General features: G+C 73.9%; 18 protein-coding genes. 7 read left to right on the top strand and 11 right to left on the bottom strand.

Going from position 1 to position 20,613, the window contains the following annotated elements:
• Positions 1-9 precede the first annotated feature (9 nt).
• On the bottom strand, positions 10-438 hold the full coding sequence (locus NDAS_RS00215) for a MarR family winged helix-turn-helix transcriptional regulator (RefSeq protein ID WP_013151104.1): 429 nt from the start codon (positions 436-438) through the stop codon (positions 10-12).
• A gap of 14 nt (positions 439-452) precedes the next feature.
• Between NDAS_RS00215 and NDAS_RS00210 the strand changes: the two genes are divergently transcribed.
• Positions 453-1,262: an SDR family oxidoreductase gene (locus NDAS_RS00210; protein WP_232051611.1), complete on the top strand. Its 810-nt coding sequence runs from the start codon at positions 453-455 to the stop codon at positions 1,260-1,262.
• A gap of 394 nt (positions 1,263-1,656) precedes the next feature.
• Here the strand turns inward: NDAS_RS00210 and NDAS_RS00205 are convergent, their stop codons facing one another.
• The 6 genes from NDAS_RS00205 to NDAS_RS00180 are packed head-to-tail and all read right to left on the bottom strand — an operon-like array spanning position 1,657 to position 7,360.
• The gene (locus NDAS_RS00205; RefSeq protein ID WP_013151102.1) at positions 1,657-2,556 is read right to left on the bottom strand and encodes an alpha/beta fold hydrolase; all 900 of its coding nucleotides are present in this window, start codon (positions 2,554-2,556) and stop codon (positions 1,657-1,659) included.
• The gene (locus NDAS_RS00200; protein ID WP_086000749.1) at positions 2,553-3,677 is read right to left on the bottom strand and encodes a branched-chain amino acid ABC transporter permease; all 1,125 of its coding nucleotides are present in this window, start codon (positions 3,675-3,677) and stop codon (positions 2,553-2,555) included. Before NDAS_RS00200 ends, NDAS_RS00205 begins: the two co-directional genes overlap by 4 nt.
• Positions 3,677-4,576: a branched-chain amino acid ABC transporter permease gene (locus tag NDAS_RS00195; RefSeq protein ID WP_013151100.1), complete on the bottom strand. Its 900-nt coding sequence runs from the start codon at positions 4,574-4,576 to the stop codon at positions 3,677-3,679. Before NDAS_RS00195 ends, NDAS_RS00200 begins: the two co-directional genes overlap by 1 nt.
• Entirely contained in the window at positions 4,573-5,313 is a 741-nt protein-coding gene (locus NDAS_RS00190) for an ABC transporter ATP-binding protein (protein ID WP_013151099.1), read from the bottom strand. The genes NDAS_RS00195 and NDAS_RS00190 overlap by 4 nt, the downstream gene beginning before the upstream one ends.
• Positions 5,310-6,182, bottom strand: a complete 873-nt coding sequence (locus NDAS_RS00185) for an ABC transporter ATP-binding protein (RefSeq protein ID WP_013151098.1) — start codon at positions 6,180-6,182, stop codon at positions 5,310-5,312. Before NDAS_RS00185 ends, NDAS_RS00190 begins: the two co-directional genes overlap by 4 nt.
• 2 nt (positions 6,183-6,184) lie before the next feature.
• Positions 6,185-7,360, bottom strand: coding sequence for a substrate-binding domain-containing protein (locus NDAS_RS00180; RefSeq protein ID WP_013151097.1), 1,176 nt, complete (start codon positions 7,358-7,360; stop codon positions 6,185-6,187).
• Between the two features lie 288 nt (positions 7,361-7,648).
• On the opposite strand from NDAS_RS00180, the gene NDAS_RS00175 reads away from it, so the two are divergent.
• Positions 7,649-8,491, top strand: coding sequence for an SDR family oxidoreductase (locus tag NDAS_RS00175; protein ID WP_013151096.1), 843 nt, complete (start codon positions 7,649-7,651; stop codon positions 8,489-8,491).
• A gap of 108 nt (positions 8,492-8,599) precedes the next feature.
• Here NDAS_RS00175 and NDAS_RS00170 read toward each other — a convergent pair whose 3' ends face one another.
• Entirely contained in the window at positions 8,600-10,456 is a 1,857-nt protein-coding gene (locus NDAS_RS00170) for a PASTA domain-containing protein (protein WP_041552132.1), read from the bottom strand.
• 121 nt (positions 10,457-10,577) lie between these two features.
• Here NDAS_RS00170 and NDAS_RS00165 point away from each other — a divergent pair, with 121 nt between their 5' ends.
• Both NDAS_RS00165 and NDAS_RS00160 read left to right on the top strand, forming a co-directional pair.
• The gene (locus NDAS_RS00165; RefSeq protein ID WP_013151094.1) at positions 10,578-11,540 is read left to right on the top strand and encodes an ADP-ribosylglycohydrolase family protein; all 963 of its coding nucleotides are present in this window, start codon (positions 10,578-10,580) and stop codon (positions 11,538-11,540) included.
• 78 nt (positions 11,541-11,618) lie between these two features.
• Complete coding sequence (locus tag NDAS_RS00160) at positions 11,619-12,137, top strand: YbaK/EbsC family protein (RefSeq protein WP_013151093.1); 519 nt, start codon at positions 11,619-11,621, stop codon at positions 12,135-12,137.
• 195 nt (positions 12,138-12,332) lie between these two features.
• On the opposite strand, the gene NDAS_RS00155 is transcribed toward NDAS_RS00160, so the two are convergent.
• Both NDAS_RS00155 and NDAS_RS00150 read right to left on the bottom strand, forming a co-directional pair.
• Complete coding sequence (locus tag NDAS_RS00155) at positions 12,333-13,430, bottom strand: CU044_5270 family protein (protein WP_013151092.1); 1,098 nt, start codon at positions 13,428-13,430, stop codon at positions 12,333-12,335.
• Positions 13,427-14,020 carry an RNA polymerase sigma factor gene (locus NDAS_RS00150; RefSeq protein WP_013151091.1) on the bottom strand — a complete coding sequence of 198 codons (594 nt, stop codon included), beginning with the start codon at positions 14,018-14,020 and terminating at the stop codon, positions 13,427-13,429. The genes NDAS_RS00155 and NDAS_RS00150 overlap by 4 nt, the downstream gene beginning before the upstream one ends.
• Before the next feature lie 259 nt (positions 14,021-14,279).
• Here NDAS_RS00150 and paaZ point away from each other — a divergent pair, with 259 nt between their 5' ends.
• Positions 14,280-16,316 (top strand): phenylacetic acid degradation bifunctional protein PaaZ, encoded by a 2,037-nt coding sequence (gene paaZ, locus NDAS_RS00145; protein WP_013151090.1) that lies wholly within the window; start codon positions 14,280-14,282, stop codon positions 16,314-16,316.
• A gap of 309 nt (positions 16,317-16,625) precedes the next feature.
• Here paaZ and NDAS_RS00140 read toward each other — a convergent pair whose 3' ends face one another.
• Entirely contained in the window at positions 16,626-17,657 is a 1,032-nt protein-coding gene (locus tag NDAS_RS00140; RefSeq protein ID WP_013151089.1) for an Lrp/AsnC family transcriptional regulator, read from the bottom strand.
• Positions 17,658-17,859: 202 nt separating this feature from the next.
• Between NDAS_RS00140 and NDAS_RS00135 the strand changes: the two genes are divergently transcribed.
• Entirely contained in the window at positions 17,860-19,380 is a 1,521-nt protein-coding gene (locus NDAS_RS00135; protein WP_013151088.1) for an AbgT family transporter, read from the top strand.
• Positions 19,381-19,438: 58 nt separating this feature from the next.
• The gene (locus NDAS_RS00130) at positions 19,439-20,596 is read left to right on the top strand and encodes a M20 family metallopeptidase (RefSeq protein WP_013151087.1); all 1,158 of its coding nucleotides are present in this window, start codon (positions 19,439-19,441) and stop codon (positions 20,594-20,596) included.
• Positions 20,597-20,613 lie beyond the last annotated feature (17 nt).

Here is a 20,613-nt window from a genome sequence, read left to right as displayed (position 1 = left end):
CCAGGGCCATCAGTGTTTCGAGTTCGGTGCTGTTCCGGGGGTGAGTGCGGTCGCCAGGGCGGCGAGGCGGTCATGTTCCTCGGGTGTGAGACGGCTGAACCGGTCGGCGACCGATTCGGCGAAGCGATCCCGTAGGCGCGCGATCAGCTGTTCGCCCTCCTGGGTGGCCGTTACGCGATGCACCCTGCGGTCCTCGCTGTCGCGCTCCCTCGCCAGCAGCCCCCGCCTCTCCAGCCGGTCGATCATGCCGGTGACATTGGTCCTGTCGCAGCCGAGAGTGGCGGCCAGTTCGCTGAAGGACGGCCGATCGGAAGTCAGGACGCACAGCAGCTGGGCCTGCTGAGTGGTCAGGCCGAACTCGCGTCCGAGGAGCGCGTAGAGGGCGGCGGCCTCGCGGTGCAGCGTGGTTACGGCGGCGGCAAGGGCATGCGAGGTCATGAGAGAGAGTCTAGATGATTGACCTCATCGACAATTTAGGAGAGCATCTCACCTATCGACATCATCACCTTTCGAGAGGCTCGGGCATACGCATGAACAGCAAGGTCGCGGTCGTGACGGGAGCGTCCCGGGGGATCGGGCGCGCTGTCGCCGAACGGTTGGGGGCGGATGGAGCGCGGGTGATCGTCAACTACCACTCGGACGCGGTCGCGGCGAAGGACGCCGTGGCCGCCGTCGAGCGTGCGGGCGGACGGGCCACCGCGGTGCGAGCCGATGTGCGCGACGCGACGCAGCTGAGCTCTCTGTTCGAGGCGGCCGTTGCGGAGTACGGCGGGCTGGATGTCCTCGTCAGCAATACGGGGATGGCGCGCCCCACGTCCCTGGCGGATGCCACGGACGAGGACTTGGATCTGCACTTCGCCATCAACACCCGGCCCGTCTTCAGAGCCCTGAAGGAGGCCGTACTCCACATGCGCCACGGTGGGCGGGTCGTCGTGATCTCCAGCGGTGCGACCGTCGTGGCGCATCCCGGCGCGGGCCTCTACGCCGCGAGTAAAGCGGCAGCTGAGCAACTGGCCCGGACGGCGGCACACGAGCTCGGACCGCGCGGGATCACGGTGAACAGCGTGTTGCCCGGCGCTACCCGCACCGAGGCCCTGCAAGCTCAGATGCCGGCTGACGTGGCCGCGTCCATCCGTAGCCAGACGCCCCTCGGCCGCCTGGGCGAGCCGGCCGACATCGCATCGGTGGTCGCGTTCCTGGTCTCGGACGAGGGCGCGTGGATCAACGGCCAGACCATCCACGCAAGCGGCGGCCTGTTCTGAGGTGCCCTGGCAGCCCGCGCGCGCATCCGCAGCCGGTACTCAGTCTTGTGGCCGTAGGCCATCAGTTCCAGCCGCTCGCGCTCGGCAGCACGCAGGGTGAGTGGACGGACAGCGGCAACAGGCGGGGCGGACAGGCCGGTCGAGGTACGTCGAGGCGGGACCGGCCCATGGCGCACGGGACAAGCTGATGCGGCTGCGCTATGCGGGCGCCGTCGGCAGGTGGGGCTCCCCCCTCTGCCTGGCCAGCAGAGACCGCTGCGAAGACTCCCCGCTGACCACCGGCAGCGCCGCAGGCACCCCCGCGGACGCACTGGACCGCGCCTGCCGACTCCGCCTCGCCGCCCCCGGCATCCGACCAGGCGCGGCCCCGCCTCGGCGGTCGACCCCGAAGGACCTACCGAGCCGACCGCCGAGGAACACCGGGGGCGACGGCCCTGACCAGCGCGCGGACGTGCTCGGCGACCAGACCGGCGGTCGGGGAGAACAGCGGGCTGTAGTGGTTGTCGTCGGGCAGCTCGACGGTCACCACGCCCTCGGGCAGCCCGGCGAGGCGCTCGGGCGTGTACAGCCCCGGACTGTCGTCCAGGAGCCCCCGCGCCGTCCACAGCAGGCGGGCGGGGCAGGGCAGCCGGTGGACGGCGCCGAGCGCGTCCGGGTCGGCCAGGACCTGGGCCCCGTCCGCGCGCACGGCCTCCTCGTCGCAGGCCGAGCGCATGGCGGGCGGTTCCCCCACCAGGTCGCGCAGGACGTAGTGGTCGGTCCAGGTGTTCCAGCGCCCGGCGAAGGCCGGATGCCCCCGCCAGAACTCCCGGTAGTGGTCGGGGCCCTCGAAGGTCATGCGCAGACGGGCCGTGGCGGGCCCGAGCACGGTGTCGATGTCGGTCCCCGGCGGGAGGGGCAGCCCGTACCCGCCGTCGACCAGCAGCAGCCCCGACACCCGGTCGGGGTGGCGGACGGCGGCCAGGCAGGCCACGAACGCGCCCATGGAGTGGCCGACCAGGACGGTCGCCCCCACTCCGTGGGCGTCGAGCACGGCGATCATGTCGTCGGCGTGCGCGACCAGCCCGCGCGGACCGCCCAGGTGTCCGCTGAGGCCGCGTCCGCGCAGGTCGGGGGCGATCAGGCCGGTCCCGTCCAGCTCCGCGGCCACGCGGGCGAACGAGTGGCCGTTGGCGGTGATGCCGTGGACGGCCAGGACGGGGGTCGTGGAACGGCCGCCCCAGCGGGTGACGGCGAGGTCTCCTCCGGGGACGGGGACGGTGTACTCGTCCCCGTCGGTCCAGACGTCGGTCATGTCCGTGCGGCCTTCCTGTCGCGTAGGGCCGAGCGGACGCGCCCGGGGAGGGCGACGAGACCGCCGGGGAAGAAGAACACCATCAGCACGAACAGCGTGCCGAGGATGAACAGGGGCTGGGACAGCGGCGCGGCGATCCACGCGGGCAGGGCGGCGAAGGCCTCGGAGCCGCCCAGCTGGAGGAGGCGGTGGTCGGCGTAGGTGTACAGGGCGGCGCCCAGCAGCGGCCCCCAGCGGGTGCCCGCGCCGCCCAGGGCCACCATGACCAGCAGGGTGAGGGTGAACTCGGCGGTGGTGATGCCGGGGGTGACGCCCCCGGTGACGAGGAGGTAGGCGACACCGCCCAGGGAGGCCAGGCCGCCTCCGACGGTGAACGCCGCCAGCTTGTAGGGGTAGGGGTTGACCCCGAGGACGGCGACGCGCTGCTCGTTGGCGCGGATGCCCCGCCAGACGCGGCCGACGGGGGAGGAGGTCAGCCACCACACCACGCCGACGGCGAACGCGGCGAAGGCGACGGCCGCCCAGTACAGGTTGACGGTGTTGGCCACGCCCACGAACGCGCCCGGGACCCTGTCGGTGTCGAGGGACAGCCCCTCCTCGCCGCCGGTCAGGCGTCCGGGGTCTCGGGAGACGAGGATCGACCCGGCCTGGGCGAAGGCGAGGGTGACCATGGCCAGGGCGATGCCGTTGACCCGCAGCGAGACCGCGCCGAGGAGCAGGGACAGCAGGGTGCCGCCCACGACGGCGACCGGCGCCGCCCACAGGAGCGGGAGTTCGACCACCCGCATGAGCAGGGCGGCGGTGTAGGCGCCGCAGGCGAAGTAGAGGGCGTGGCCGAAGGAGAGCAGGCCCACCCTGCCGTACAGCAGGTCGTAGCTGGTGGCCAGGCCGCCGAAGACCAGGCAGAACGCCAGCAGGTGCAGGGTCGGCGGGCTGTTGAGGGCGCCCTCGAACAGCACCGGGATCCGCAGGGTGGAGAAGGGCAGGCAGAGCGCCGCCGCCAGGACGGCGACCGGGACCGCCCAGCGGGGCAGGCGGCGCCCGCGCGCGCTCCCCCCGGAGGCCGCTCCGGGGGACTCGGGACCCCGGGAGGACCGGGTGGCCACGTCGGTGTCGGTCATCATGCCACCCTCTCCGCTGACTTCTTCGCGGTCAGACCGCCCTGCCTGGTGAGCAGCACGAGCGCCAGGACGATGACCACGGCGATGTCGCCGAGCCCGGCGACGGTGTAGTAGTTGGCGAACTGCTGGATGAGTCCGACCGCGACGGCGGCGATCGCGCAGCCCGTGAGCGAGGCGGTGCCGCCGATCACCACGACGATGAAGGCGAAGACCAGCAGGGACATCCCCTGGGTGGGGGTGACCACGCCGAAGTACAGTCCGCCCAGGGCCCCGGCCAGTGCCGCGGCGGCGCCGCCGATGGCGAACACCAGCGTGAACGACCTGCGCACGTCGATGCCCAGCGCGGTGACCATGGCGCGGTCCTGCACGCCCGCCCGGACGACGAGCCCGTAGCGGGTGCGCGAGTTGAACAGCCACAGGGCCGCGAACACGGCGGCGGCGGCCAGGATGAGCAGGAACCGGTCCCGGGGGATGTTCACGCCGAGGACCGCCGCGGTGCCGCTCACCAGTTCGGGTTTGGGGAAGGTGAGCGGGTCGGCTCCCCAGACCGCCTGGATGAGCGCGGGGACGGCCAGGCTGAGGCCGACCGTGGCGAGGATCTGCTCGCGGTGCCTGCCGTAGAGCGGGCGGATGACGCAGAGTTCGACCAGGGTGGCGGCCAGGGTGCCCGCGCCGACGCCGAAGGCGACGGCGAGCAGGAAGCCGAACCCGTCCGTCCCGGCCCCGGGCAGGTGCCCGGCGGCCCACCACGTGCCGTAGGCGCCGAGGGCGAGGAAGGCGCCGTGGGCGAAGTTCAGCACGTCCATCAGGCCGAAGATGAGCGAGAGCCCGGAGGCGATGAGGAAGTACAGGGCTCCCAGGCCGAGCCCGGTGGTGGCGAGCAGGACGACGGTGCTCACGCGGTCCGCCTCCCTTCGGTTCCGGCGGCGGCGCGGGAGACGCCCAGCAGTTCGCGGACGCGGTCGGCGTCGTCGAGCAGTTCCAGGGCGGGCCCGGTGTGGGTCACGCGGCCCGCGTCGAGCACCACGGCCCGTTCGGCCACCCGCCGGACCAGGGACGGGTTCTGCTCCACGAGCAGGACCGGCACCTGTTCGGCGGCGCGGGCGACGGCGTCGGCGACCTCGCGGACGATGCGGGGGGCGAGGCCCTTGGTGGGCTCGTCCACGATGAGGAGTTTGTTGTCGTTGAGCAGGGCGCGGCCGATGGCGAGCATCTGCTGCTGGCCGCCGGACAGGGTGCCCGCGGGCTGGTCGGCCCGTTCGCGGAGTTCGGGGAACAGCTCGTGGACGAGGCCGTAGCGCGGTTGGCCGGGGCGGCGCTCGGCCAGGCGCAGGTTCTCGGCGACGGTGAGCGCGGAGAAGACGCCGCGCTCCTCGGGCACGTAGCCGATGCCCATGGTGACGATGGCGTGCGTGGGGCGGGCGGTGATGTCCGCGCCGTCGAAGGACACCCGGCCGGTGCGGGGCACCAGGCCGAGCAGCGCCTTGACTGTGGTGGTCTTGCCGACGCCGTTGCGGCCCAGGAGCGCGGTGACGCCCCGGCCGGGCACGGTGAGGGACACGCCCTGGAGGATGTGCGAGCCCTCGATCCACACGTGCAGGTCGGCCGCCTCCAGCAGCGGCCCCCCGGCGCTCACGCCCCGTCCCCGAGGTAGGCGGCCTGCACCTCGGGGTCGGCCATGGCCGAGTCCGGGTCGGTGAGGGCCAGCAGCGCGCCGTGGTGCATCACGGCCAGGCGGTCGGCCATGTCGAGGAGCACCTCCATGTGGTGTTCGACCATGAGGACCGTGCAGCCCTGTTCGCGGTGCACGTCCCGGATGACGGTGGTGAGTTCGCCGACCTCCCCGGCGCTGACCCCGGCCATGGGCTCGTCCAGGAGGATGAGGCGGGGGCGGCGGGCCAGGAGGAGGGCGAGTTCGAGCTTGCGCTTGTCGCCGTGGGACAGGTCGCCCGCGAGGGCGTCGGCCCGGTGGGAGAGGCGGACCAGGTCCAGGGCGGCGGTGGCCCCGGGTCCGCCGTCGGGGGTGGCCGGGCGCCAGAAGCGGCGCGACTCCCCGGTGCGGGCCTGGACGGCCAGGCCGACGTTGGCGCCGACGGTGAGGTCGCCGAAGACGCTGGAGGTCTGGAAGGTGCGGCCCATGCCGAGCCGGGCGCGGCGGTGGGGCGCGTGGCGGGTGACGTCGGTCCCGGCGAGGCGGACACGGCCGCCGGTGGGCCGGGTGAGACCGGAGACCAGGTTGAACAGGGAGGTCTTGCCCGCGCCGTTGGGGCCGATGAGTGCGACGAACTCTCCCTCGTCCACGGCCATGGTGACGTCGTCGACGATGAGGGCGCCGCCGACCGACCAGGTCAGGTTCTCCAGGGCCAGGACCGGGACGGCGCCGGGGGCGGGGGGAGCGGCGACGGCCTCGGCGACAGCGGTCCCGGTGGGTCCGGCGGGCTCGGTGGGTCCGGCGGGCTCGGTGGGTCCGGCGGGCTCGGTGGGTCCGGCGGGCTCGGTGGCCATGCCTACTCCGCGACCGCGGGGTCGACGTCCGCGGCGGGGATCTCCGCGACCAGTTCGGGGTGGGCGTCCTCGCCCTCGCCGACCAGTTCGACCTGGTACATGGGCTGGAGGAGGGCGTGGTCCTCGGCGCGGATGGTGAGCTCACCCTTGACGCCGTCGAAGGTCCAGCCCTCCAGGGCGTCGATGCGCTCCCGGACTTCGTCCCCGGCCCCGGCGGCGTGCACGACCATCTGCGCGGCGGTGAACCCGTCGGGGGTGAAGAGGTCCACGGTGCCGCCCGCCTCCTCGACGGACTCCTTCATGGTCCGGGCCAGTTCGGTGTCGGAGGCGCCGTCGAAGTAGTGGGAGAGGAACGAGATGCGGCCGCCCGCCTCGCCGAAGACCGGGTAGGACGGCTTGATGTCCAGTCCGGTGACGACCTCGGTGGAGTCGAGGATGCCCTGCTGGTCCAGTGCCCGCCACATGGCGGAGGCGGTCTCGCCCGCCCAGGCGACGAAGACCAGGTCGGGTTCGGCCTGGCTGACCTGCTCGGCGAACGGGGTGAGGTCGGTGGTCTCCGGCGGGGCCAGGACGCTGTCGACGTCGGCCCCCTCGGCCCCGAGGACGTCGGTGACGGCGGCGACGTTGTCCTGGCCGAAGGCGTTCTGCTGGGCCAGGACCAGGACGTCCGCGCCCTCGGGGTCGTCCATGAAGGTTCCGGCGGTGAGGATGTCCTGGTAGGTCTGGCGCCCGGAGCGGAAGGTGTGGTCGTTGACGCCGGTGACGGCGTCGGTGGCGGCGGATCCGGAGATGAAGAGGATGTCGTTCTGCTCGGCGAGCGGGGCGACCTGGACGGCGATGCCGGAGGCGGTGGACCCGGCGATGATGTCGTGGCCGGTGCCGATGAGGTCGCGGGTGGCCGTGACCGCCTTCGTGGGGTCGCCTGCGTCGTCCATGTACTCGACCTCGATCGGGCGGCCGTCGATCTCCATCGTCCCGCCGGTGGCGTGGTCGAGTCCGGCCTCGAAGCCCTGCCGGTACTGCTCGCCGTAGGTGGCCAGGGGGCCGGTGGCGGAGTAGACGATGCCGACCCTGACGGGCGCGTCCTCGCCTCCCCCGGCGGCCTCGCCGGGGGTTCCGCAGGCGGTCACGGCGAGGACGACCGCGCAGGAGGCGGCGGTCAGGGGGGTCTTGCGCATCACTGTTCCTCCAGTCGGCACCCGCCTGTCCGACACAACCGCCCGAGCTGGGGGGATGGGGTGCCAACCCGAAGGTAGAACCGGAGTGTTCCGTTTCACATGTAGCGGGCACATACATTCGGCCCCGGATCGGTGTACGGGGAGCCCACACGCGCCGCGCGGCCGCACGAGCTCCGCTCCTCCCCCTTGACCTCAATATTTATTGAGGTAGAAGAGTGGCCTCCGGGCGCCGCGCCGGCGCCCGCCCGGACCGGGGTCCGGGCCGCCGTAGCGAACGGGAGAAGAACCATGGCCGAGACGATCCTGGTCACCGGGGCCACGGGCAACACCGGCCGCCACGTGGTGGCGGGGCTGCTCGCGGAGGGGGTCGCCGTGCGGGCGCTCGTGCGGGATCCGGGGAGGGCGCGGCTGCCCGAGGGCGTCGAGGTCGTCGGGGGAGACATCACCGACCCCGGAGCCGTGTCCGCCGCCGCCGAGGGCGCGACAGGGGCGTACCTGCTCTGGCCGGGGTACGGCACCGAGGGGATCGAGGAGACGGTGGCGGCCCTGACCGGGCACGTGCGCCGGGTCGTCTACTTCTCGGCGGTCGCGGCCGGGGAGGACGCCGACAGCGTGTGGGGGAGGGTGGAGGCCGCCGTGCGCGCCTCCGGGCGGGAGTGGACCTTCCTGCGCGTCACGGGCATGGCCGCCAACACCCTGGTCTGGGCCGAGCAGGTCCGCGCCGGAGCGGTCCGCGCCCCCCACGGCCTGGCCTCGCGCTCGCTGGTCCACGAGCGCGACGTCGCGGCGGTCGCCGTGCGGGCCCTGCTGGACGAGGGGCACGCGGGCAGGGCCTACACGGTGACCGGACCCGAGTCGCTGACCCAGGCCGAGCAGGTGCGGATCCTCGGGGAGGAGACGGGACAGCCGGTGCGCTGGGAGGAGCAGCCCGAGGAGGAGGCCCGCGCCGAGATCGCCGAGAGCATGGGCGCCGACTTCGCCACCGCCGGGCTCGCCTACTGGGCCTCCCTCGTCGACACCCCCGAGCCGGTCTCGGGGGACGTCGAGGCGGTCACCGGCCGGCCCGCGCTGACCTTCCGCGCGTGGGCGCGCGAACGTGCCGCGCACTTCACCGCGGGCGCGTCGGTCTGACCCCGGGCCCCGTGCCCGGCACGCGTCGCGCCGGGCGGCCCGGTGGCGGGCGCCGGGTCCGACCGCCGCAGGGACCGGGAACGCCCCGGCACGGGGCGGCGGCACTCCTCAGCAGGAGCCCTTGTCCTCCCACACGCCCCACTGGTCGCCGCTCGGCGGGTAGCCCTGGATCCACCAGCGCGCCTCGTACTCACGGCCATCGTGCTGGACGCGGTCACCGGTGTCGTACACGGTGCCCCCGTTCCACTGCGGGGCGTCGCAGGAGCCGCCGCCGTCCCCGCGTCCGCGGTCGTCGTCGTCATCGCCCCGGCCGCCCCAGCCGTCCTGGTCGCCCCGGCCGTCCTGTTCCCCCTCGTCGACGCGGGGGTCGTCCTCGTCGGAGGGGGAGGCCTCCTCCTCGGACTCCTCCTCTTCCTCCTCCGGCTCGGGGCCGAGGGAGACGGTGAGGGAGACGGCGGCCTCCTCCGGCAGGATCGTGCCGGGTTCGGGGGTCTGCCCGCTGACCTCGCCGACGGGCGCGGTGTCGTGGTGCTCCTCGGTGACCTGTACGACCAGGCCGAGCCCGGCCAGGGCGGTCGCGGCCTCCTCCTGGCCCATGCCGATCAGCGTGGGGACGATGACGCCCTCGCTCACGCTGAGCACGACCGGCTCCTCGCGGTCGCCCTCCTCGCCCGCCGCGGGCTCGGTGGACAGGACGGTGCCCGGGGGCTGGTCGGGGGAGTGCTCCTGGACGATCTCGATACCGGTGAACCCGGCCTGGCGCAGGGTCTCGCGCGCCTCGTTCTCGGTGCCGCCGACCACGTCGGGAACCCCGGAGTACCGCGGCCCGGTGGAGACGTGCAGCAGGACCTCGGCTCCCCGCGCCACGTCGCTGCCGGGCGCGGGCGTGCTGTCGGCGACCGCTCCGGCTCCGACGGTGTCGCTGTAGGCGTCCTCGAAGCGCACGGCCAGGTCCATGCCGAGCCCGGCCAGCCGCTCCTCGGCCTGCTCGCTGGAGGCGCCCACGAGGTCGGGCAGCGCGACGCGGTCGTCCGGGACCAGCGCCCACCCGGCCGCGAACAGGACCAGGACCAGGACGCCCGCGGTGACCAGCACGGGGACGCGCCGCCACGGCGGGACCGGTGCGGCGCGCTCCTCCCCTCGCTCCGGCGGGGCGTCGGTGATCACCGGGATGGGCCGGGTGTCGACGTCGGCGGGGTTCACCGGGGCCCCGGACAGCGACCGCAGCACCTGTTCGACCACGGTGAGGTACTGGCCCGCGTCGCGCGGGCGGTAGCGCGGGTTGGGGTCGGTGGCGTTGGCGACCAGCATGTCCAGGTCGGACGGCAGGCCGGGGATGACGGCCGAGGGCCGCAGCGGCCGGGCCTCCGGGTCCGCGGGCACCCCGGTCAACAGCGTGTACAGGAGCCGCCCGACGGCGTGCACGTCGGTACGGGTCTCGGGACCGGCGTCCTCCTCGGCGTCGAAGAGCAGGGGGAAACCGGTGACCCGCACCCCTCCCTCACCGTCCACCACGACCGTGTGGGGGTCGAGCGCGCCGTGCACGACGCCCGCGCCGTGGGCGGCGTCGAGCGCGGTGAGCGCCCCGGCCACGATGGCCAGCGCCGCCTGCACCGGGTAGCGCAGCCCCCCGCCGCCCTCGCCCAGCGCCTCCGCGAGGGTGTGCCCCGACAGGTACTCGCCGACCGCGTACACGTGCTCGCCGTCGCGGCCGTGGCCGAGGACCCGGGCGATCCCCGGGTGGGACAGGCCCTCCAGGGTCTGGGCGCGGTCCAGGAACGCGTGCACGGCACCGTGGTCGCCCACCAGCCAGGGGTGCAGCACGGTGACCGTGACGGTCTGGTCGCCGCCGAGGTCGTGTGCGACGTGGACGGTTCCCGAGGCGCCGCTGCGCAGCCGCTTTCCGAGGATGTAGCGCTCGTGCAGCGTGATGCCGAAGAGGGGATCGGGAGTGGGGGTCTCCATGGCACGGATTCTATTCCCCCGCACCCTTCCGAATCCCACGTTCCCGGGTCATATGCGGACATGCGCCGAACAGTAGGGTCGACTCGCAGCATCCCTGGTACCGAAACGTTGTGAGGCCCCTGTGCACCTCCCCTCCCCCGGAACCCGCGAGGACCGCGCGGCGGGCGTCCTGCTCGGCACCGCGTGCGGCGACGCCCTGGGCGTTCCCTACGAGTTCGGTCCGCCGCTCTCGGAGGACCGGGTCCCGGAGATGGTCGGCGGCGGCCTGGGTCCCTACGCCCCGGGCGAGTACTCCGACGACACCCAGATGGCCGTGTGCATCGCCGAGGCCCTGCGCGAGCACGGGGACCCGCTGTCGGCGGAGGCGCTGCGGCACACCGCGGACGCCTTCCTGCGCTGGAGGAACGAGGGCGCCACCGACATCGGCAACCAGACGGCGTGGGTGATGGGCCGCGCCGGGCACGCCTACCGGCGTCCGGAGGTGGCCGAGGTGATGGAGCGGGTCGCGGCGGAGCGCTTCGCCGAGGGGGTGCCGAGCGCGGGCAACGGGTCGCTCATGCGCACGGGGCCGCTGGCCCTGGCCTACCCGGACGACCCGGAGGGCCTGGCCGCGGCGGCCGACCGCTACAGCCGCCTCACCCACGGCGACCCGCTGGCCTCCGAGGCCTGCGTGCTGTGGTGCGAGGGGATCCGGCACGCGGTCGCGCACGGCGACCTGGCGGGCGTGCGCGCGGGCCTGGAGCTGCTGCCGCCCGAGCGGCGCGCAGCGTGGGCGGCGCGGCTGGACGAGGCCGAGGAGCGCCCGCCGCGGGCCTTCAGCCCCAACGGGTTCGTGGTCACCGCCCTCCAGGCGGCGTGGTCGGCCGTGGTGCGCGAGCCGGACGGGTTCGCCCCGGCGCTGCGGGCCGCCGTGCGCGCGGGCGACGACACCGACACCGTGGCCGCGATCGCCGGGGCGCTGCTCGGCGCCCGGTGGGGCGCGGGCGCGATCCCGGGGGAGTACCTGGAGGCGGTGCACGGGTGGCCCGGCTACCGGGCCGGGGACCTGGCCGAACTGGCGCTGCGGATCGCCGGGCGCCACTGAGGCGGCGGTTAGCCTGGCGGTGTCCCCTCGTCGGAGGACCCCCTCCGAACGACCTTCACGACGACATCGAGGTGTGCCATGTCCGATGGGCTGAACTGGGTACGTGCGGACGAGCACCCGGAGCTGCTGGCCGCCCCGGTCCTGGCCGCGGTGCGCGGCCGTGAGGACGCACGGGTGGCGCCGATCGACCCGGAGCTCGCGGACACGGCGCAGTTCTGCGAACGGTACGGGATGCCCCTGGCGACCAGCGCGAACTGCGTGGTGGTCGCGGCCAGGCGCGGCGGCGAGGTGTCCTACGCGGCGTGCATGGTGCTGGCCACCCAGCGCGCCGACGTCAACGGGGTCGTCCGCCGCCGCCTCGGCGCCCGCAAGATCTCGTTCGCGCCGATGGACGAGGCCACCGGGCTGACCGGGATGGAGTACGGCGGCATCACGCCGCTCGGCCTGCCGCAGGGGTGGCCGGTCCTGGTGGACGAGGCGGTCGCCGCCGAGGCCGAGGTCGTGGTGGGCAGCGGGGTGCGCCGCTCCAAGCTGCTGGTGCCGGGCAAGCTGCTCGCGGACCTGCCGGGCGCCGAGGTCCTGGCGCTGACCAGGTAGGGGGAGCGGACACGCGGCCGGGCGGGGCGCCCGGCCGCGTGTCGACACGTCCACATGCGGATTCATCGCCGTGCGGGTACGAATGTCGACAAATCGATGTGTGGTTTCGGCGTGCTCCGCCCCGGTTTGCGGCTGGTTCCGAGCTGGTACCGGGGGGTGTGCGTCCGGTGCCGCTCCCGGCGCCGGGAGCGCCGGTCAGGGGGCGGCGCCGACCTCCGCCACCCAGGCGGTCTCCACCAGCACGGTGTAGTTGTTCACCCTCGGCAGCCCCTCCTCCCCGGGCGACTCCACGGCGACCGTCTCGTGGTAGAGCGGCGTGCCCGTGTCGGCGTCGAACATGATCCTGCGCTCCAGGACGATGCCGTCCCCGGCGTCCTCCTCGACCAGGAACAGCTCGCCCTCGCGCCCTTCGCGGTCCCTGGCCGTGCCCGCGTACCGCACGTCCTCCTGCCCGGCGAGCGCGCGCAGCGCGGCGGCCTGCACGTCGGGGCCGACCGGGGCCTCCTCGTACAGCAACTGGAGGGCGTACACGAGCCCGACCGCGGGGGAGGGGTCCCGCGTGGCCCCGGAGGCCCGGCCGCCGACCGCCAGGAGCTGCTCGGCGAGCTGGTCCGGGTCCGCGGAGAGGCTGTCGGGCTCCAAGGTGAAGAACATGCCGTTCCCGCCCTCGCCGCCGCCCCACTCGAACTCCTCGGGCCCGCTCTCGAAGAGCCACCGGAGCGGGGCGGGGTCACCGCCCCCGTGCTCGGGCAGGCTCGGGGTGGAGACGCTGCGCCCGGACCGGTGCGGGGTGCGCCAGACCTGCTCGTCCGTCGGCAGGACGCCCCAGCCCGCCTCGCCGGTGTCGGCGTCCTGGGAGTAGGTGAGAGTCCACTCCGCGGTGTGCACGTAGGCGACTTCTCCCCCGGCGGGCGGCGGGGGCTGCTCCTCGGCGGCCTCCGCCAGGGCGAGGAGGTGCTCGCGGCCCGCGGGCGCGTCGGCGGCCAGGGGGACCTCCAGCGGCGCGGGGGGCGGACCGGCGTACGCGGGCTGGACGGAGTTCCAGCCCAGGGTTCCGAGCACTGCCACGGCGGTGAACGCGGCGGCGGCGCCCAGCGCCAGGCGCGGGGCGGTGCGCCGGGGGGTCAGGCCGCGGCCCCGGAGGCGGTCGCCCGAGGCGATCGCCTCGATCCTAGTGAGGTCGCGGGCCGCGGGGTCGGGGCGGACGGAGGCCGCGGGGTCGTGCGCGGCGAGCATCCCGCGCACGGCTTCGGTGTCGCCGCGCGAGCCGCGGCTGGCGGGGTTACGGTTCACTTCTCCTCCACGGGAACTCGGACGTGCGTGGGGCCCGGCGTAGCCGGACGCGGTGGGGGCTGGTCCCGGCCGGCCGGGGGCGAGGAGTCCAGGAAGCGCTCGATCCGGCGGCGGGCCCGGTGCAGGCGCACGCGCACGGTGGCGGTGGTGCAGCCCAGGACCCGGGCCGCCTCGGCCGGTTCCAGGCCCTCCCAGGCCAGGAGCATCACCAGTTCGCGGTCGGTGGCGCTGAGCCGGTCCAGGGCGCGCAGCGCGGCGTCCCGCTCCTCCACCTGGCGGACGGTGTCGGCCGTGCCGGGGGCGTCTGCGGCGACCCCGGCGCCGAGCACCTCGCCTCGGCGGCGCTCGCCGCGCAGCCGGGTCCGGATGACGTTGCGCGCCACCCCGTAGAGCCAGGGCAGGGGCTGGTCCTTGGGCAGGCGGTCGTACCTGCGCCAGGCGACGCCGAAGGTCTCGGCGGCGACGTCGTCCGCGAGGTCCGGGCCCAGGCGGCGCACGGCGTATCGGTACACGTCGCCGTGGTAGCGCTCGAAGAACCGGGTGAACTCGCTCTTCGCGGGTTCCTCCGTGTCCGTGTCCTCACTGCTCATCGACTTCCTTCCGTGCGGTCTCACCCCCTTCTGTCCGGCGGGGCCTCCGTATTACAGCGTCGGACCGGGGTTTGCGCGCGCGGGCGCACGGGTTCTCCCGCCGGTGAGCCGGGGGCCTGACCCAGCCCTTCGCGCGGGCCTGTGGAAAACGGGAAAAAGGGCAGGTGGGAGGCGGCGCAGCTCTACCGGGGCTATTTACTGACCGATCGGTCTGTAATACTGTTCGTCAGAGAGCACAGCCCGAGGAGAGGACCGTCCGGTGCCCGAAACACTCCAGAGCTACGCGCGGGGAGCATGGTTCACCCCCGCGGACGAGGGCGCGCCCCTGGCCGACGCGAACACCGGGGAGACCGTCGCACGGATCTCGTCCGACGGCCCCGACGTCGCGGGGATGGTCGACCACGCGCGGACCGTCGGCGGCCCCGCGCTGCGCGCGCTCACCTTCCACCAGCGCGCGAACATCCTCAAGGAGGTCGCCAAGCACCTGACGGGGTACAAGGAGGAGTTCTACGCCCTCTCCCACCGGACCGGCGCGACCGCACGGGACACCGCCGTGGACGTGGACGGCGGTTTCGGCACGCTCTTCAGCTTCTCCAGCAAGGGCCGCCGCGAGCTGCCCAACTCCACCGTCATCCTGGACGGGCCCCTGGAGCCGCTCGGCAGGCAGGGCACGTTCGTGGGCCAGCACGTGTACACGTCCCGACCGGGCGTGGCCGTGCAGATCAACGCCTTCAACTTCCCGGTGTGGGGCATGCTGGAGAAGTTCGCCCCCGCCTTCCTCGCGGGGATGCCCAGCATCGTCAAGCCCGCCGGGCAGACCGCCTACCTCACCGTCGCGGTCGTGCGGCGCATGGTCGAGTCGGGCCTGCTGCCCGAGGGCTCCCTCCAGCTCCTCGTCGGCAGCCACCGGGGACTGCTCGACGCCCTGGGTCCGCAGGACGTCGTGGGCTTCACGGGGTCCGCCGCCACCGGCGCCATCCTGCGCAACCACCCCAACGTGGTCAGCGGAGGCGTGCAGCTCAACGTCGAGGCCGACTCCCTCAACTGCTCGATCCTCGGCCCGGACGTGACCGAGGAGGACCCCGAGTTCGACCTGTACGTCAAGCAGGTCGTCACCGAGATGACCGTCAAGGCCGGGCAGAAGTGCACCGCCATCCGCCGCGTCATCGTGCCCGCGTCGATGGCGGAGGCCGTCACCGGGGCCCTGACCGAACGCCTGGCCAGGGTGGTGGTCGGCGCGGCCGACCACCCGGACACGCGGATGGGCGCCCTGGTCTCGCTCGACCAGCGCGAGGAGGTCCGCAAGGCGGTCAAGGCCCTGCGCGCCACCAGCGAGCTCGTCTACGGCGACCCGGAGAGTGTGGAGGTCGCCGGGGCCGACGACGAGTCGGGCGCGTTCATGTCCCCGATCCTGCTGCGCGCCGAGCCCGGCGCCCGGGAGCCGCACGAGGTGGAGGCCTTCGGCCCCGTCAGCACCGTGATCACCTACGACGGCGTCGCCGAGGCCGTGGAGCTGGCCGCCCGGGGCAGCGGCAGCCTGGTGGGGTCGCTCGTCACCCGCGACCCGGACGTGGCGCGCGAGGTCGTCCTGGGGCTGGCGCCCTGGCACGGGCGCATCCTGGTGCTCAACCGCGACGACGCCAAGGAGTCCACCGGCCACGGCTCCCCGCTGCCCGTGCTGGTGCACGGCGGACCCGGCCGCGCGGGCGGCGGCGAGGAGATGGGCGGCGTGCGCGGCGTCAAGCACCACATGCAGCGCACCGCCGTGCAGGCCCCGCCGGACATGGTCACCGCGATCACCGGCCACTGGACCACCGGCTCCGAGCGGACCGTGGGCGACGTGCACCCGTTCCGCAAGGACCTGTCCCAGCTGCGGATCGGCGACACGATCCGGTCGGCGGAGCGCACCGTCACCCGGGCCGACATCGACCACTTCGCCGAGTTCACCGGCGACACGTTCTACGCGCACACCGACGAGGAGGCCGCCGCCGCCAACCCGCTGTTCGGCGGGATCGTGGCGCACGGCTACCTGGTGGTGTCACTGGCGGCGGGCCTGTTCGTGGACCCGGCCCCGGGCCCGGTGCTCGCCAACTTCGGCGTGGACAACCTGCGCTTCCTCACCCCGGTGAAGGAGGACGCCACCATCCGGGTGACGCTGACCGCCAAGCAGATCACCCCGCGCACGAACGCCGACTACGGCGAGGTGCGCTGGGACGCCCTGGTCACCGACCAGGACGGCGAGGCCGTGGCCACCTACGACGTGCTCACGCTGGTCGCCAAGGGCGGGGAGGGGTAGGCGCGTCTGCGCTCCCGCGCGCGGACGCGTCCGTGCGCGGGTGTGCCGGTGAGTGGACAGGTCGCCGAACAGGTATGTCGTCAAACGGACACGTCGTCAGGTGGCGCAGCAGTGAGCGGGCACGGCGGCGAACGGACATGTCGACCTCACCGACAGGCGGTGCCCCCGGCGGTGGCGTGGCCGGGGGCGCCGTCGTGTGTGCCGGGGCTCCCGGCGGGCGCCGCGGTGCGCGCGGGGAAGCCGCGCGCACTCCTCCGGCGGGCGGCCCGTGAACCGGTCGGAGGAGTGCGCGGCCCCGGAGGCGGCCGTTCACTCCCCGGCGGACGGCTCCCCGTCCAGCAGCGCCGACGGGCCGGGCGGCCCGAGCCGCGCGCCCTCGCGCGCAGTCCAGTAGCGGCGCAGCACGTCCAGCACCACCGAGACCCGCAGGCCCGTGATGCCCGAGAGGCGCCCCAGGTCCGCGGAGAGGAAGTCGGCCAGCTCGGCCTCGTCGCGGAACACCGCGTGGTGGATGACGGACGAGGTCCCGGCCACGACCGAGACGTAGCGCGCCGAGGGGTGCGCCCCCAGCGCGTCGGCGACTCCGCCGATCTCGCGGGGGCTGACCTCCAGGGCCAGCACCGCCTCCACGCCCATGCCCAGCAGGGCGGGTTCCACCTCCACCCGGGGGCGCACCATGCGGCGCTCCAGCACGGACTGGACGAGGCGGTAGGCCGTGGACTGGCTGACCCCGAGCGCGCGGGCGACCTCCCCCGAACCGGCGCGCGCGTCGCGGTGCAGCATCCGCACCACGAGCGCCTCCTGCGCGCTCAACGGGCCACGGGGCTCCTCCGCGGCCCCGTCCTCTCCCGTGTCGGTGTAGGGGTCCAGTGCCCGGGACCGCACGGGGTCGAGCCGGTCCAGCCGCCAGGAGTCGGCCCGGCTCACCGCCCGCAGGACCAGGTCGGACCGTGTGGCCGCCACGCCCTCCACCGAGGGGATCCCGTCGGCGAGCAGGTCCGCCGCCCGGTCGCGGCGGAAGGGGTGGACGACGCAGTAGACGTCGGATCCGCCGCTGGTCACGGCCGTGAACTGCGTCTCGGGCCGCTCCGCCAGACGGCGGGCCACCCGCCGCGAGCGGCCGGGGGCGGTGGTGATCCACACGTGGTGGGGGTGGGCGTCGGAGAGCAGCGGCCAGTCCACCTGGCCGACCACGCGCACGGACCGCTCGGACTGGAGGCGCTGGAGCCGCCGCCCCACGGTGCTCGCCGAACTCCCCACGGCCTCGGCCAGTGCGCTGACCGGCGCCCTGGGCGCCAGCTGGAGGGCGGCGACCAGGTCCATGTCGAGTTCGTCCAGCACCGCATCCGCCTCCGCCAAGACCTCAGTCACCAAATATGACGTATCTGATGAATAATTCCACCACTTTATCGCCGCCAGTTGACATATCCATCCACCACACATGCAATGTACTGGTCAACGCAGCGAGGGAGGGGCGCCAGCCCGCCCGGACGTCAGGGGAGCACAGGTGACCACGACCGATTCCACACGCCCCAGGCTGCCGATGCGGCTGCTCCTGGGCTCCCTCCAGGTGATCGAGCGGGTGGGCAACAAGCTGCCCCACCCGTTCTGGCTGTTCACGATCATGGCCGGGATCGTCATCGCGCTCAGCGCCCTGCTCAACGCGCTGGGCGTCTCCGCGGTCTCACCGGTGGACGGCGAGCGCATCGCGGTCCGCAGCCTGCTCTCGCCCGAGGGCGTGCAGACCATCGTCGGCGACGCGATCGACAACTTCGCGACCTTCCCGCCGCTGGCGATCATCATCGTCGTCATGCTCGGGGTCTCGGTCGCCGAGCGCAGCGGCCTGCTCAACGCGATGCTGCGCGGCAGCGTCACCAGGGTCCCGGCCCGGTGGCTGACCTTCGCCGTGGCGCTGACCGGCATCACCGGCAGCGTCGCCTCCGACGCCGCCTACGTCGTGCTCATCCCGCTGGGCGCCCTGCTCTTCAAGGCCGCGGGCCGCAGCCCCGTCCTCGGCCTGGTCGTGGCCTTCGGGTCCGTCTCCGCCGGGTACAACGCGTCACTGCTCATCACGCCCACCGACGCGCTCCTGGCCGCACTGAGCACCGAGGCCGCCTCGATCATCGACCCCGGCTACACGGTCACGGCGCTGGACAACTACTTCTTCAGCGTCGTCTCCGCCGTCGTGCTCGCCGCCCTGATCACCCTCGTCACCGAGTTCCTGCTGAGCAGGGGCTCCGGGAGCCTGGCCGAGGACGGCGACGGCGAGGGGGACCGGGAGGCACAGGAGCTGGGCTCCATGACCCTCTCCGACGCCGAGCGCCGGGGGCTGCGCAACGCCGGGCTGACCGTGGTGGCGGCCGTGGCGGTCCTCGCGGCGGCGCTCGCGCCCCCCGCCTCGCCCCTGCGCGGGGAGGACGGGACGGTCCTCGGCTCGCCGATCATCACCGGTGTCGCCTATGTGCTGGGCGTCCTGTTCCTGCTCGCCGGAGTCGTGTACGGGCGCGCCACGGGCACCGTGGCCTCGGCGCGGGACGTCCCCGAGGCGATGACCGCGGGGGTGCGCGACCTGGCGCCGGTGGTCGTGCTGTTCTTCGCCGCCTCGCAGTTCCTCGCCTACTTCCGCTGGACCGGGATCGGCGAGATCGTGGCCATCCGCGGCGCCGCGCTGCTGGACTCGGCGGGGGTCCACCCCCTGGTGCTCTTCCTCGGCATGATCGTGTTCTCCTCGCTGCTGAACCTGCTCATCACCAGCGGTTCGGCGCAGTGGACCCTCATCGCGCCGGTCTTCGTGCCCATGTTCATGCTGCTGGACGTGCCGCCCGAGACGACCCAGGCCGTCTACCGCATCGCCGACTCCAGCACCAACGTCATCAGCCCGATGAGCCCGTACTTCGTCATGGCGCTGGGCTTCCTCCAGCGCTACCGCCGGGACGCGGGCATCGGCACGCTGATCTCCCTGACGCTGCCGCTGTGCCTCACCGTCCTGGTCGGCTGGACCCTGCTGTTCCTGGGCTGGTGGGCGCTCGACATCCCGCTGGGACCGGGTGTCCCGGTGCGCTGACCGCGCCCCTTCCGCCCCGGACGGAACCCCCCGCCCACCGCAACGAGGAGAGTGACACATGAGCCAGACGGTGACCGCGAGGTTGGCGGACGCGGCTGAGCGCGCCCTGCCCGGCATGATCGACGACCTGCGCGCCCTGGTGGAGCTGGAGACCCCCAGCGGCGACAGGGACCTGCTGTCCGCCGGACTGGACGGCATCGAGGGGTGGCTGGCCCGGCGGCTGGGCGCGCCCGAGACCCGGGTCCGCTACGACGGCGGCTCCTTCGGCGACGTGCTGGAGGTGTCCTATCCCGGTACGGGGGCGGGGACCGTGCTCTTCGTCAGCCACTACGACACCGTCTGGCCCGCCGGAACCCTGGCCGGGTGGCCCGTCACGGTCGAGGGCGACCGGTTCAGCGGCCCCGGCTGCTTCGACATGAAGGCCGGGATCGTGCAGAGCGCCTGGGCTCTGCGGCTCCTGCGCGAACTGGACCTGCCCCGGCCCGCCGTGCGGATGCTGCTCACCGGGGACGAGGAGATCGGCAGCCCCGCGTCGCGCCCGCACATCGAGCGGGCCAGCGAGGGCGTGGACCTGACCCTGGTCCTCGAACCCAGCCGGGAGGGCATGCCCAAGACCCGACGCAAGGGCATGGGGATCTTCGACGTGGACGTGCGCGGCGTGGAGTCCCACGCGGGCCTGGACCCCGCAGCGGGGGCGAGCGCCGTGCACGCCCTGGCCCAGGTCGTGCCCGCGCTCACCGCCCTGTCCGCGCCGGAGCTGGGCACCACGGTGAACGTGGGCCTGGTCTCCGGGGGGACCGGGTACAACGTCGTCGCCGGGCACGCCCGCTGCGGGGTGGACGTGCGGGTGCAGGACCCCGCCGAGATGGCCCGCGTGGACGCCGGGCTGGCCGCGCTCGCCGCCGCCGACCCGCGCGTGGCGGTCCGGGTCACCGGCGGGTGGAACCGCCCTCCGATGAACCCCAACCCGCCCTCGGAGAAGGCGTTCGGCCTGCTGCGCGAGGTGGCCGGGGAACTGGGCGCCTCCCTGGAGGAGGTGTCGGTGGGCGGGGCCAGCGACGCCAACTTCGTCTCCGCGCTGGGCCGCCCGGTGCTCGACGGGCTGGGCGCGGTGGGCGCCGGACCGCATTCGCGCGACGAGCACGTCCTGGTCGGCGGGACGCCGCGCCAGGTCGCCCTGGTGGCGGGCCTGATGGAGCGGATCGCGGGGAGGTAGGGCGGCGACGCCCGCTC

Source organism: Nocardiopsis dassonvillei subsp. dassonvillei DSM 43111 (assembly GCF_000092985.1).
In the GTDB taxonomy this organism is placed as follows: domain Bacteria; phylum Actinomycetota; class Actinomycetes; order Streptosporangiales; family Streptosporangiaceae; genus Nocardiopsis; species Nocardiopsis dassonvillei.
Note: the sequence above shows the minus strand (reverse complement) of the source record. Positions and strands in the feature narration are given on the sequence as shown.